Raw genomic sequence first — 14,851 nt, 5'->3', positions numbered from 1 at the left:
CTCTCCTGAGTTGTCGTGTTTGTAGTATACACAGCGCCATGATACGAAGCAATCGGTGTGTGGTTGCAATTAGCCTCATTTTTTTCATATTGATTTTTTTCAATCTCTATGTTAGGCTAAGCAACAACCAAACTTCGCATGCTAGCCAGCACAAGGCTAGCGTATTTTTAGCAATTGCTTATCGAAAAAATTCAATCCATCAGTATTTTTGGTGGATTTTTGTTTCAGCTTAGGATTGAAAATTTTCAATCTACGATTATGGAGGTTTTGGATGGATTTTGCAGCGTTACCAGTGGCAGTAATTGGGTCGGGGCCGGTTGGTTTAGCAGCAGCAGCGCATTTGGTGGCGCGCAATCAAACACCGATTATTTTTGAAGCCGGCCATCGCGTGGCTGATTCGGTGCAAACTTGGGGCCATGTGCGCCTATTCTCGCCTTGGGAATTCAACCTTGATCCGCTGGCTGAAACGCTGTTGCGTGCCACTGGTTGGCAAGCACCCGATTTAAGCCAATTTCCAACTGGAGCTGAATTGGTGCGCGATTATTTAGCGCCATTGGCGCAACTACCCCAAATTGCACCGCAACTCCGACTCAATAGCAAGGTTGTGTCAATCACGCGCTTGGGTTTGGATAAATTGAAAAATGCAGGGCGCGCAACGACTCCATTTGTACTCACAGTCGAAACTGCTGGTACGACCCAGCAAATTCATGCCAAAGCAGTGATTGATGCCTCCGGAACGTATCGCAGCCCAAATCCATTGGGGGCAGCAGGTGTGCCAGCCTTGGGCGAAGCCAGCGCCGCAACGCACATTTACTATGGCATTCCCGATATTTTGGGCAGCGAGCGCGCACGCTATGCCAATCGTGCGGTGGCGGTGGTTGGGAGTGGTCATTCAGCTTTTAATGCGCTGCTCGATTTGGCTACCCTCGCTGAACAAGCGCCAGCAACCACGATTACCTGGATTATGCGCCGCGAACAGCTTGATGCTGCCTTGTATGGCGGTGGCGCAAACGATCAGTTGGTCCAGCGTGGGGTTTTAGGCGCTCAGGTGGAGCAACTGCTGGCGAGTGGCCGCCTTAAGGTGGTTACTGGTTTTCGGATTGATACGATCAGCCAAACCAGCCAACAACTAAATTTGCACGCTGCTGAACGTCAGCTCAATGGTTTTGATCAAGTGATTGCCACAACTGGCTTCCGCCCCGATTTGACTATGCTTAGCGAAGTGCGTTTGGAGCTTGATTCGGCAGTCGAAAGTCCGCGCGTTTTGGCTCCCTTAATTGACCCAAATGAGCATAGTTGTGGCACGGTGCGCCCTCATGGCGCTGAAGAATTACGCCATCCTGAGCCAAATTTCTACATTGTGGGCATGAAAAGCTATGGTCGTGCGCCAACATTTTTGATGCGTACCGGCTACGAGCAAGTGCGCTCGGTTGTGGCGGCAATTGTTGGCGATTGGCAGGCTGCCCGCGAGGTGCAGTTGGTTTTGCCAGAAACTGGGGTCTGTAAAACTCAATTTGGTGGTGAGGCCTGTTGTGGCACAACGCCAGCTAGCAGCGAAATTCTTTTGCAGTTGTAGAATGGCCGCTGATCAAGCAATTGTGAACTAAAAGAGGATTTGGTTATGCGGCAAAGCCCATTTTATGGCTGGTGGATTGTGAGCACGCTGGGATTTACTGAAATGACTTCGTGGGGCGTGATTTATTACGCATTTAGCGTGCTTTTGGCTCCGATGCAGCAGGAGTTGGGTTGGCCGCAGGCTCATTTTACTGGCGGATTTTCGTTAGCGTTGTTTATTTCAGGGATTGTTGCGCTGCCAATAGGCCGCTGGCTCGATCGCCATGGCGCACGCGGTTTGATGACGCTTGGCTCGTGTTTGGCAACGGTTTTAGTTGTGGCATGGGCTAACGTCCAATCGCTCGTAGCTTGGTATCTTATTTGGGCTGGCTTGGGGGTGGCGATGGCGGCAATTTTATATGAGCCAGCGTTTGCCGTCGTTGCGACATGGTTTCAGCGTAAACGCCAACATGCACTCACCATTTTGACAGTTGGTGGCGGTTTGGCGAGCGTTGTGTATGTGCCCTTAACCACGCATTTACTCAGCACAATGGCTTGGCGCGAAGTCTTACTTTGGCTAGCTGGTGGTTTGGCAATACTCACGATTCCGCTGCATGGCTTGGTGCTACGGGCCAAACCTGCCGATTTGGGCTTACTGCCAGATGGAGCGCCGCATTCAGTTGCTGCCACTGCTCCCACGCCGCCGATCCAAGCATCGATGTCATTGGGCAAGGCCGTGCGGGTTGGCGCATTTTGGTGGTTGGCTTTGGCGTTTGGACTGACCACAATGGCAACATTTACGCTTGGCGTGCATTTGATCTCGGCGATTAACGCCCAAGGCTATGCGCCGGAAATTCAGGCCTTGGCGGTTGCAGTCTTAGGTGGGTCGCAAATTCCCAGCCGAATTTTGATTGGTAGCGTAGGGCGGCGTTTGCCCCAAGTGCAATTAGCGTGGATGTTGTGTTTGTTGCAAAGCCTAGCGTTTGCAATCTTCTTATTGGTGCCAAGCGTGATGGGGTTAATGCTCTTTGCCTGCTTGTTTGGTGCTGGTTCTGGCGCGTTGACCCCAACTCGAGCAGCCTTGGTGGCCGATGTGTTCGGCACCGCGCAATATGCCAGCATCAGCGGCGCTTTATCGTTGTTGACGACAACCGCGCGAGCATTGGCTCCAGTTTTAGCCAGCTTTTTGGTGGCGCTGCTGCATAGTTATCAACCACTCTTTGGGTTGTTGTTGCTGATGTGTCTGATCAGCGCAGCAGCAATTTATGTCATTCGAGGTGCAAGTAATGCTTAATCAAACGATTGTGATCGGCGCAGGCCAGGCTGGTTTAGCTGCTGGCTATTGGCTGCAACAAGCCAAATTACCGTTTCAAATTCTCGAGGCCCAGCCGCTGGTTGGTGGCTCGTGGCCAGCCTATTATGATAGTTTGAAGCTCTTTTCCCCTGCTCGTTTTTCGAGTTTGCCGGGCCTTGATTTTCCTGCGCCTGCTGATAGTTATCCTGATCGCGCTGCGGTGGTGGCCTATTTGCGCCGCTATGCTGAGCATTTTAAGTTGCCAATTCAAACCAATACGCCAATTCGCACTATCGAACGCCAGCAGAATGGTTTTCGCCTGCTAGCAAACGATGGTCGGGTTTTTCAAGCTGGCCAGATTATTGCAGCAAGCGGAGCATTTTCGCGGCCTTTTATCCCCCAATTGCCCGATCAAGCGTTATTTCAAGGCCAGATTTTGCATAGCGCCAGCTATCGCGATCCCAATGCGTTGCTTGGCAAACGGGTGATTGTTGTTGGCGCTGGCAATTCGGCCATTCAAATTGCAATTGAGCTTGCTGAAGTTGCCAACGTAACCCTTGCCACCCGCCAGCCGATTCGCTTTCAGGCGCAAACGATTGCCGGACGCGATCTGCATTGGTGGTGGTGGCTCACTGGCTTTGATCGCTTGGCGCTCAACAGCCGTTTGGGCCGCTGGATTCAGCAACGTACTGAAGGTATTGTCCTCGATACTGGTCTGTATAGCAGAAAAATTAATCAAAACCAACCACAGCGGCGGGCAATGTTTGAGCGTTTTACCGAAACTGGAATTGTTTGGGCCGATGGTCAGCCCGAGCAGGTTGATGTTGTGTTATTTGCAACTGGCTATCGGCCAGCTTTAGGCTATCTGCAAAACCTCAACGCACTGGATCAGGCTGGTTTGCCATTACACAAGGCTGGGGTTAGCACCACGGTTGATAACTTGTACTATGTTGGCTTGGAGCAACAATATAATTTTGCTTCGGCAACTTTGCGGGGCGTTGGCGCTGATGCAGCGCGGGTTGTGCGCCAGCTTCAAGCGCAGATAAATCAACCAGTTCGTTGTTGTCGTTGGGCGGTGTGGCAATGAATCAGCCTGATTTGCACCAGCTTTGGTTGAACTCAGCCGAGCAGCTACGCCGATTTTTAGCCGCACGTTTGGCTGATTCCACTGCGGTCGAAGATTTGTTGCAAGATATTTTTCTGGCTGCCTATCTCAAACGCGAGCAACTTCACGATCCTGAGCGGAGTCGGGCTTGGCTGTGGCAAATTGCCCGCCGCAAACTTATCGATCGCTATCGCAGCCGCCGCGAAACCAGCGAGCTTGATGAGACCTTGGCAGCTGAACAGCAACAAGCACCACCAATTTTAGCTGGCTTTGACCAGTGTATGCAGCAAATGTTGGCCCGTTTGCCTGCCCAAGATCGCTTGGTTTTGCAACGCACAGCCTTTGAAGGCATCAGTCAACAGGCCTTGAGCATCGAATTGGGCTTGTCGTTTTCGGGCACAAAATCGCGGGTTCAACGTGCGCGCCAGAAATTACGCCAGCTGTTTGAGCAATGTTGTGCCGTTGAGCGCGATGCTGATGGTCATGTGTTGGGTTGTTATTCACAACAGCAATCAATTCAGCTGGTTTAATCTGCGTCCTTTTGCCAATTGCCCGTCTTTAATAGTACAGCGCATGTGAATGATTCAATGCGCAGCTTGCACCATTATTTATTTACAGGAGGCCACTCATGGCAACGAACGAACCCACCCAATCAAGCAACGACTGCTGCTCAGCAGAAGAACAAGCAACCTGCTGCTCAGGCGATTGCTGCGATTGTTGCTAGTTTTTTATTGACATAAAAGCAAAGGCCTTGACATGTTTTCATGTCAAGGCCTTTTACTATTTAAAACAATGCTTAGGGGTTGGTTGGGGCTGGGTTGGTTTGTTGATAATAGTTGGTAATTGTTGTGCCCGTAGCCGCGCCACCAAGCGGAATTTGATGATCTAAGCTAACGAATTTACCATTGCGATCAGCCCATAATGCTGGCTTGAGCAACGCATATTTGGCCTCATCCCACGTGGCCCAATCGTAGCCCAAAAGGCCGCCGGTATCGCCAGAGTTAGGGTTGAGCACCCAAAACGTATGATGTAAATAGTGCTCTTTGATCAAATCACGCAACGCTTTCATCCATTGTTCGTTTGCGCCGCCATCCAAAAAGCCACCCCATTCGCCAATAAACAACGGTGCAATATTCTCTTCGTGAATAAAAAACCAGTTTGGCTGCCAAACATCGTTGTAAAGCGTTTCTTTGCTAAAACCAGGGTAGAACCACGATTGATTGAACACCAACGGGCCATAATCGTGTGGCGAATAGACCAATTGATCTTGGTTGGCTCCTAGGTTGACTGGATAATCGCGCACGCCGCGTAAATTACCGCCCCACCACGTGAAATAGTAATCGTTTTTATTATTTGAGCTGTAATTGGCCCCTGCTTTGGGATAAACCTCGTTGCCCTCGCACAACACCAACACATTGGGATTGATTGCAAGAATGCGCTTGCTGGCAGTTTCGCAGACATATTTCCAATTATTGATGTCGCTCGAATTATCCCATTTGGCAAATTGGCCGCTGGTTTGATTATCGTGAGCAGTGCCGTGTGGCTCGTTCTTAATATCCATTGCGATAACCGTATCATCATTTTTGTAACGATCGGTAATCCATTCCCAAGCCTGATAAAACTGTTCGCTGGTGATCGTACCTTTGTACCACAATGGAGCATAATGGCCAGCGTTATCAGCCTCGGCGCTATGCACATCGATCATCACTTTGATGCCAAATTGCTTTGAAAGCAGCACAAAACGATCGAAAATTTGCAACGAAGTCAAGCCTTCTAATTCGGGATTGGCATAGGTATTGACATTAGGCGCTTTGAAAATTCCAGCTTTCCACTCCAAAATTAATTCGGTCGAGATTGGTACGCGAATAATATTCAAGCCACGCTGCGCGATGCTTTGCAACATTGTGGTTAAATTTGCCGACCACAAACCATGAAAAACCCGTTCAGTTGCGTTAAATCCAAACCAATTGACTCCTGTTAGCCAAACAGGGCGGCCTGCACTATCGACAATTTGATTGCCGTTGGTATGCAACCAATCGTCGGTGTTGCTATTGCCGATTGGCGTGCTAGTGGCCGTTGCAATGCTGGTTGGAATCGCGGTGTTGGTTGGCCGTGGCGTGCTGGTGGCCGTGGCAATACTGGTTGGAATCGTAGTGTTGGTTGGCCGTGGCGTACCAGTTAATGTGGGAATTGAGGTATTTGGTGGGGTTGTTGGCGTGCTGGTTGCTGGCCGCGTTGTTGGCGCGAGCGTGTTGGTTGGGGTTGGATTGGGCTGATCGCCACCACAATTGACTCCATTGAGCTTAAACGCTGTTGGTAGCAAATTGCTGCCACTGTAACTCGCTTGGAAGCCAAAGCTTGCAGTACCATTGCTTGGCAAACTAGCGGCCCATGCAGGATTCGCCACGCTCACACTAGGCCCAGTTTGGCTAAGCGTGCCATTCCAAAGATTCGTAATCGTCTGATTGCCAGCAAAATCCCAGCCTAGTTGCCAATTATTGAGACCGATTCCAAGATTCTTAACACTGACATTGGCAGTAAAGCCAGTCTCCCATTGATTCGAAATTGTGTAGGTAACCTCACAAGTTGCGGCGGCGGCGGTTGGCTTGGTGCTTGCAGGTTGGCTGGCTAGAACCAGCGCTACGAGACCGCTAAGCATTGCCAGCCTGGTGCGAAACGAACGGTGTTTCTGTGACATACGTTGTCCCTTCGTGCTTAAATCGATCGGGGTCGATACGATTGCGCATCTGCTCGCTTATTATTGAAACCGATTCCTCAATTACCGCATAGCTCTCATCCATAATTCTAAAAATACATTAATAGTTTTGATTTGTGAAGCCCTATTTTGAGCAATTGAGCCATAAAAAGCCTATCACCTCTTCGTGGTATAACCCACCGTTTGGGGTGATAACGGTTAAGCAAGAAGTGGTACTAGCCCATCCCCTGTATTACCATGGTAATTCAAGCATATAGGACTAAAGATTACCGAAATCTGAATCGGCATGGTATAGGATGTAGCTGCATTTTCTGCCAATCGTCGATCAATGTTGATCAACAACAAGCTTGTGATGGATATGCTAGCATCCATGATTTGATGCAGTGTCTTGTGGTCTATGTGATTGATATTTGTAACTTTGAAGTCTGAGTATCCCAGCTATTGTGCTGCATTACCTAATCGGTACGATTGATTTTTATCGAATGCAGCGATTAACCACTGTGATGCAGCTGGTAGGCCAATTTACTCAGTTCTTCAGCATTCTTGAACGCGACATGTAGCCATTTCAGAGGAGCAATCGTATGAATTTCTTCCGGTCTCAGCGCAATTATGGGCGGCTTTTACTCGCCTTCATCGTCGTTCTTAATCTTGGTATGGCACGCTCTGCAGCAGCTGCTGGAGAGACTCCCTACGCTAATGCGGTTGATTCGAGTACGAGTGGTGTGATTGTTAATGGCAATAATGCGGTTGGCGCACCAAACGGTACTACAACAACTGTGATTGGGTTGGTCGGCTTAAATCTTACTCTCGATATGGGTGCAAACGAAGAAGGCACTGGCGACCTTGTGGTCTATTACGCTGGCTTAGGGGTACAAATAGCTCCAACAGTTCAGTTCCTCAATAGTAGCCGCCAAGTGATATCCTCAGCTCCCTTAAACTTTGTAGGTTTATCAATTGGTTCGATTTATTCAACCACTGTAACCTATGCAAATAAACCTACTCCCTACCGCTATGTCCGCTTTACCTCACTGTTAACTGCATATCAAATTGATGCAGTTGCAACGAAATCATTTCGCCCCCATAGCGATAATGATGGGGTGAATGATAGTGATGAGATTGCCAACGGAACTAACCCCCTCGATCCTGATAGTGATGATGATGGCTTGAATGATGGCCAGGAAATCGTCAATGGGACTAACCCAAACAATCCTGATACTGATGGCGATGGCATGCCCGATGGTTGGGAAGTCACCTATACGCTAAATCCGAAAGATGCGACTGGCGCGAATGGCGCAGCCGGCGATCCAGATAGCGATGGCTCGACCAATCTGCAAGAATATCAAAAATCGACCAATCCCAAAAATCCAGATACTGATGGCGATGGCTTGAATGACGGCGCTGAAACGACCGCTGGCACTAATCCTAACAACCCAGATAGTGATGCTGATGGCTTGCCCGATGGTTGGGAAGTCACCTATACGCTGAATCCATTGAGCGCAACTGGCGCAAATGGCGCAGCTGGTGATCCTGATAACGATGGGTCAACCAATTTGCAAGAATATCAAAAAGGGACGAATCCCAAAAATGCTGATACCGATGGCGATGGATTAAATGATGGTGCTGAAACTGCGCTTGGCACGAATCCAAATAATGCTGATAGTGATACCGATGGCTTACCCGATGGCTGGGAAGTTACTAATAGCCTGAATCCATTGAATGCAAGCGGCAACCAAGGTGGATCAGGTGACCCCGATGCTGATGGCTCGACCAACCTACAAGAATATCAAAATGCTACCAATCCAAATGATAACGATAGCGACAACGATAGCTTGACGGACGGCCAGGAATCGACCTTGGGTACGAATCCCAATAATGCTGATAGCGATGCCGATGGCTTGCCCGATGGCTGGGAAGTTGCAAACACCCTCAATCCATTAAGCAACACTGGCGCAAATGGTGCAGCTGGCGACCCTGATGCTGATAGCTCAACCAACTTGCAAGAATATCAAAATGGCACCAACCCAAATGATAATGATAGCGACAACGATGGCTTGACTGATGGCGCTGAAGCCAGCGCTGGCACGAACCCGAATAATGCCGATAGCGATGGCGATACCTTGCCCGATGGCTGGGAAGTCAACCATGGCTTGAATCCATTGAATAGCACTGGTAACAATGGGGCAACTGGCGACCCTGATGCTGATGGCGCAAACAATGCCGCTGAATACGCAGCAGGCACGCATCCCAACGATAATGATAGCGACAACGATGGCTTGAATGACGGCGCTGAAGCTGCGTTGGGAACGAATCCGAATAATGCTGATAGTGATGGCGATGGTTTGCCTGATGGCTGGGAAGTTACCAATAGTTTGAATCCATTGAATGCAACTGGCAACCAGGGTGCAGCTGGCGACCCTGATGCTGATAGTTCAACCAACTTGCAAGAATATCAAAATGGCACCAACCCCAACGATAATGACAGCGATAACGATGGCTTGAATGATGGTGAAGAAGCTTCGTTGGGCACGAATCCAAATAATGCTGATAGTGACGGCGATGGCTTACCCGATGGCTGGGAAGTCGATAATGGGCTTGACCCATTGAGTGGAACTGGCAATAATGGTGGTGCTGGCGACCCTGATGCTGATGGCTCGAATAACGCAGCCGAATATGCAGCAGGCACCAACCCTAATGATAACGACAGCGATAACGACGGCTTGAATGATGGCGCTGAAGCTGTTGCTGGTACAAATCCAAACGATAGCGACACCGACAATGACAACTTGCCAGACGGCTGGGAATTGAACAATGGCTTGAATCCATTGAATCCCAATGATGCAGCTGGCGATCCCGACAATGATGGCTTGAATAACGGTGCTGAATTTGTCAACAACACTAATCCTCAAGTTGCCGATAGCGATAGCGATGGCTTGAACGATGGTGCTGAGGTGGCAGCGGGCACTGATCCTAACGACAGTGACACGGATAACGACACCTTGCCCGATGGTTGGGAAGCTAGCAATGGGCTTGATCCATTGAGTGGCGCTGGCAATAATGGTGCAGCTGGCGACCCTGATGCTGATGGCTCGAATAACGCAGCCGAATACGCGGCAGGTACGAACCCGAATGATAACGACAGTGATAATGATGGCTTGACTGATGGTGAAGAAGCCTCGTTGGGCACGAATCCAAACAATAGTGATAGTGATGGCGATGGTTTGCCTGATGGCTGGGAAGTTGATAATAGCCTTGATCCATTGAGCGGCACAGGAAATAATGGTGCAGCTGGCGACCCAGACGGTGACAGCTCAACCAACTTGCAAGAATATCAAAATGCGACGAATCCAAATGATAACGACAGTGATGATGATGGTTTGAGTGACGGCGCTGAAACTGTTGCTGGCACTGATCCAAATGATAGCGACAGCGATAATGATAACTTGCCCGATGGTTGGGAAATCAGCAATAGCCTGAATCCATTGAGTGGGATTGGCGATGATGGTGCATCCGGCGACCCAGATACTGATGGCTCGACCAACCTGCAAGAATATCAAAATGCTACGAATCCCCAGGATGCTGATAGCGATAACGATGGCTTGAATGATGGCGCTGAAGCAATTGCGGGCACGAATCCAAACGATAGTGACAGCGATAACGACAGCTTACCTGATGGCTGGGAAGTTGATAATAGCCTTGATCCATTGAGCAGCACTGGTGATGATGGCGCAGCTGGCGACCCTGACGCTGATGGCTTGAACAACGCAGCTGAATATACTAATAATACGAATCCAAACGATAGCGATAGTGATAATGATACCTTGCCAGATGGCTGGGAAGTAACCTATGGTCTTGATCCATTGAGTGGTACTGGTGATGATGGTGCGAGTGGCAATCCTGATAACGATAGCTACAATAATGCAACCGAATTTGCGAATGGTACTAACCCAGTAGTCTTTGATGCACCTGCGGCAACCAATACGCCAGTGCCAACGGCGACCAGTGTTGTGCCAACGGCAACTGAGGTTCCAACGGCGACGGCAACCGAAGTTCCAACCGCGACGGCAACCGAAGTTCCAACCGCGACGGCAACGAATGTTCCAACGGCGACGGCAACTGATGTTCCAACGGCGACGGCAACTGATGTTCCAACGGCGACGGCAACCGACGTGCCAACGGCAACCGAAGTTCCAACGGCGACGGCAACGAATGTTCCGACCGCAACCGCGACCGATGTCCCAACCGCGACGGCGACGAATGTTCCGACCGCGACGGCAACTGACGTACCAACCGCGACGGCAACCGACGTGCCAACGGCAACGGCGACCGATGTGCCAACCGCAACGGCAACGGCGACCGATGTGCCAACGGCAACGAATGTTCCGACCGCAACGGCAACTGACGTACCAACGGCGACGGCAACTGAGGTTCCGACCGCAACGGCAACTGACGTACCAACGGCGACGGCAACTGAGGTTCCGACCGCAACGGCAACTGACGTACCAACGGCGACGGCAACGAATGTTCCGACCGCGACCGCAACGGCAACTGACGTACCAACGGCGACGGCAACTGATGTCCCAACCGTAACCGCAACGGCAACATCGATTGCAACCGCGACCGCAACATCGATTGCGACCGCAACGGCAACCGTGCCAACGGCGACGGCCACGGCAATTGTAACTGCCACTGCAACGGCAACCAATGTCCCAACGGCAACGAGTACGAACGTGCCAACTGCGACGGCAACCAATGTTCCAACCGCGACGAGTACGAACGTGCCAACGGCGACAAGTACGAACGTACCAACCGCAACCAGCACGACACAACCAACCCAAGTTAAGATTTTCTTGCCAATCGCAATGAAAGGCGAATAAATCTGCTCAAGCTCAACCGCCCTGTTTGTTCAACAAACAGGACGGTTTTTTATTAAGCGAGATTTTTATGATACAGTTCGAGATGCGGTGAGAATGGTTCTCAGAATCTATTTAGGAGGTCTTTGTGATCGATCGTATGTTCCTTTCGCCAACTATTCACATGCATATGGGGTCGCTTGTGATCATAGTTAGCCTTTTGGCGATGGGTTATACCTGTTGGTTGGCTTGGAAAGGCAAAGAGCTTAATCGCTGGGCTAATGTGGCGATTATTAGCATGCAACTGGTGATTATGATTCAAGCACTGCTGGGGATTAAATTGCTTGATCAAGGGCTTGGTGTCGTACAATTATATATTCATTATGTAGGCGGGCTAGCACCACTTTTCTTTTGCTCGCTGTTTTATTGGATTCCGATTGCGCGCCCGCAGCTCAAAACCCGTTTTGCAGCAGCAGTCACAGTTGGCTCCTTTTTGTTTGTAATTATGACGTTTACAATTGGCCAAGCCTACGTGCGCGGTACAATTTAATTGATCAGCAGCCTCTCGTAGCAGCGAAACTATGAGAGGCTTGTTTATGCCTTGGCTAAATTTGTTCGAGTTTGCTGCGGGTGCGCTCGTTATTCAAATTGCCAGTGTTAAGCGTGGTTGCTGGCTCAAACATCATCAACCAAACTTCCTCGGTTTCAGCTACGGGACAATGCTCAACCCCACGCGGTACAATCAACATGTCGCCTTGATTCAGCACTTGATCACCATCACGCAGTTGCATGCGCAAGCGGCCTTGCACCACGAAAAATAATTCATCTTCATACTCGTGATGATGCCACTCGAAAGCTCCTTGAAGTTTTGCCAATTTAACTTGTTGGCCGTTCAGCTCGCCGATTACACGTGGATTCCAATAATCGTTGAAATGACCAAATTTCTCAAGCAGATTAATCACTGACGGCATCGATTTGCTCCTTAAAGCGAATGGCTGATTAAATGATAACCAGACGAATACCAGCGCGCATCCGTCTGGTTGCTGATTGAGATTAATCCTATTTGGATTGTTGGGCAAGTGGCAAGTATTGGGCTGCTGAAGCTGGTTTTTGCCAAACTTCAACATAATCAACTTCGAGCAAGCCATTGCCTGCCACAATGCTATCGACAGTTGATTGTTTGAGGCCGAAGTAGGCGCAGCCTGCTGGTAATGGATTGCCAGTGCAGCCATTGTAGCCAGCGGGATATTCGCCGCCCAAAGCCAAGTTCAAGATAAAGAATTTGGGATTATCATAAGTCCATTGGCCATAATCGGCGATAATTTGGGCACGGGTAAAGCTCAGAATTTCGCGATCATCAACGAACCATTTGATAAAGGTTGGGTCCCATTCGACGGCGTAGGTGTGCCAATCGCCAGTTGTTTGGCCTGCTGGTAAATTAACCAAGCCGCCAGCAGAGCCAGCGCCCCAATAGCCTGGGCCATGCAATGCGCCTGATGTCCAGTTGCCATAGCCAATATTTTCCATAATATCAAGCTCGCCGTTGCCGGGCCAGCCAACTTCATTGATATTTGCGCCCATCATCCAGAAGGCTGGCCAATAGCCTTCGCCAACTGGCATCTTCATGCGCGCAACCATCTTGCCATATAAGAAGCTTTGGCGGCCTAAACCGAAAATTCGGCCTGAAGTGAAGGGATAGCCGTTGGCGGTTTCTTTGCGGGCAGTGATTTTCAGTGTACCGCCGCTGACTGCGACATTGTTGCTGGTATATTGCTGCTGCTCGCCATTGACATGCACATCGTTATCGTAGGCCCAATTGCTCATGTTCAAGCTGTTGCCATCAAAATTTTCAACCCAAACTCGACTATAGCTCCCAGTCAATGGGGCTGGCGCTGGATCGTAGCTTGGGTTGCCAGCATTGCAGCCGTAGACTTCCAATTCCCAAATCGAATAGCCATATTCGGTGGCCTTTTTGGTCATGTTGATGCGCAGATAGCGCCCAGTAACCGGAGTCAGATTGTAGTCGTTGCTGGTTTGGGTGTTGCCAACCACGCTGCGCAAATTCGTCCAATTGCTGCGATCATTTGAGATTTGAATTTGATAATCGGCGGCGTAGGCTGCTTCCCACAAGATGCGCACGCGATTGATTGTGGCATTCGTTGAACCTAAATCAACATACAACCAAGCATTGGCTGGCCCGCTTGGATACCAGAGATGGCTCCAGCGCGTGGTCGTGGCGTTGCCATCAACGGCTTGGGCCGGAGTTGAAGTTTTCGATTCATAAAACCAAGCATAGGCTGGTTTATTTAAGGCAATGTTGCTCGACGTTGGACAGCTATTTGGAATGCTGGTTGGTTGCGCGGTGGGCTGAGCCGTCGGTTGAACCGTTGGTTGAATGCTGCCGCTATAAACCTCAACCTCAAACAACGAAATGCCATATTGGGTTGCACGGGTGATGCCTTCGACCCGCAAATAACGGCCTGTACCAGTGATGCTCAAATCGTCGAGATTGCCATCGCTGTTGCTGATAGTTTGGATGGTCGTCCACGTGGCAGCATCATTGGAGCTTTGGATGCGGTAGCTGCTGGCGTAGGCTGCTTCCCAACGCAAAACAATCCGATTGAAGCTTTGCACGCTGCCGAGATCGACCCGCAACCATTGGCCATCGGCAAAGCTGCTACTCCAACGAGTATCTACATTGCCATCGACAGCAAAGTTGGCTGCTGTGGCCATATTTTCGCTGCTTGAGGCAAGCGTTATTGTGTTTAATGCAAGATTGCTACTATTTGCAGCGCCATAAACTTCAAATTCAAATAACGAAATGCCATACGCTGTGGCGCGAGTGATGCCTTCGACCCGCAAATAACGGCCTGTACCACTGATACTTAGATCGTCAAGATTGCCATCGCTGTTTGTAATGGTTTGGATTGTCGTCCACGTGGCAGCATCATTGGAAATTTGGATGCGGTAGCTGGTGGCGTAGGCTGCTTCCCACCGCAAAACAATCCGATTGAAGCTTTGCACGCTGCCAAGATCGACCCGCAACCATTGGCCATCGGCAAAACTGCTACTCCAACGAGTATCTACATTGCCATCGACAGCAAAGTTGGCTGCTGTGGCCGCATTTTCGCTGCTTGAGGCAAGCGCCGTTTTGCCCAAGGCTAGGTTGGTTGCGGCAAATGTGCTTTGAGGCTTGCTCAAAAACAGCATTGGGCTGAGCAGCAAACATGCCAATAAGGCCAAGCGTGATCCAGCACGAGCAGAAAAGCGTCCATTTAAGAACATCGTTGTCGCTCCTTTGATCAAAAGACCGCTACTTATTCCAATGAAAG

9 protein-coding genes are annotated in these 14,851 nt (G+C 49.9%); 6 read left to right on the top strand and 3 right to left on the bottom strand.

Translation table 11 applies throughout. From position 1 onward, the window contains the following. Positions 1-271: 271 nt before the first annotated feature. Genes C5S61_RS11695 through C5S61_RS11680 form a run of 4 tightly spaced genes read left to right on the top strand, consistent with a single transcriptional unit; the run spans position 272 to position 4,483 of the window. Positions 272-1,576, top strand: coding sequence for an NAD(P)-binding domain-containing protein (locus tag C5S61_RS11695; RefSeq protein WP_110515238.1), 1,305 nt, complete (start codon positions 272-274; stop codon positions 1,574-1,576). A 45-nt stretch (positions 1,577-1,621) separates the two neighbouring features. Beyond that, positions 1,622-2,848 (top strand): MFS transporter, encoded by a 1,227-nt coding sequence (locus C5S61_RS11690; RefSeq protein WP_110515237.1) that lies wholly within the window; start codon positions 1,622-1,624, stop codon positions 2,846-2,848. After that, positions 2,841-3,935 carry a flavin-containing monooxygenase gene (locus C5S61_RS11685; protein ID WP_110515236.1) on the top strand — a complete coding sequence of 365 codons (1,095 nt, stop codon included), beginning with the start codon at positions 2,841-2,843 and terminating at the stop codon, positions 3,933-3,935. The genes C5S61_RS11690 and C5S61_RS11685 overlap by 8 nt, the downstream gene beginning before the upstream one ends. Next, positions 3,932-4,483 (top strand): sigma-70 family RNA polymerase sigma factor, encoded by a 552-nt coding sequence (locus tag C5S61_RS11680; protein ID WP_110515235.1) that lies wholly within the window; start codon positions 3,932-3,934, stop codon positions 4,481-4,483. The genes C5S61_RS11685 and C5S61_RS11680 overlap by 4 nt, the downstream gene beginning before the upstream one ends. Positions 4,484-4,749: 266 nt before the next feature. Here the strand turns inward: C5S61_RS11680 and C5S61_RS11675 are convergent, their stop codons facing one another. Beyond that, a complete protein-coding gene (locus tag C5S61_RS11675; RefSeq protein ID WP_110515234.1) occupies positions 4,750-6,651 on the bottom strand; it encodes a cellulase family glycosylhydrolase in 1,902 nt (633 codons plus the stop codon). 599 nt (positions 6,652-7,250) lie between these two features. Here C5S61_RS11675 and C5S61_RS11670 point away from each other — a divergent pair. Further along, complete coding sequence (locus C5S61_RS11670) at positions 7,251-11,543, top strand: hypothetical protein (protein ID WP_110515233.1); 4,293 nt, start codon at positions 7,251-7,253, stop codon at positions 11,541-11,543. Positions 11,544-11,667: 124 nt separating this feature from the next. After that, entirely contained in the window at positions 11,668-12,069 is a 402-nt protein-coding gene (locus tag C5S61_RS11665; protein WP_110515232.1) for a hypothetical protein, read from the top strand. A 55-nt stretch (positions 12,070-12,124) separates the two neighbouring features. Here the strand turns inward: C5S61_RS11665 and C5S61_RS11660 are convergent, their stop codons facing one another. Then, the gene (locus C5S61_RS11660) at positions 12,125-12,490 is read right to left on the bottom strand and encodes a cupin domain-containing protein (protein WP_110515231.1); all 366 of its coding nucleotides are present in this window, start codon (positions 12,488-12,490) and stop codon (positions 12,125-12,127) included. Between the two features lie 88 nt (positions 12,491-12,578). Then, entirely contained in the window at positions 12,579-14,804 is a 2,226-nt protein-coding gene (locus C5S61_RS11655) for a discoidin domain-containing protein (protein ID WP_110515230.1), read from the bottom strand. Between the last annotated feature and the right edge of the window lie 47 nt (positions 14,805-14,851).

It is taken from the genome of Herpetosiphon llansteffanensis (assembly GCF_003205875.1).
Taxonomy (GTDB): Bacteria; Chloroflexota; Chloroflexia; order Chloroflexales; family Herpetosiphonaceae; genus Herpetosiphon; species Herpetosiphon llansteffanensis.
Note: the sequence above shows the minus strand (reverse complement) of the source record. Positions and strands in the feature narration are given on the sequence as shown.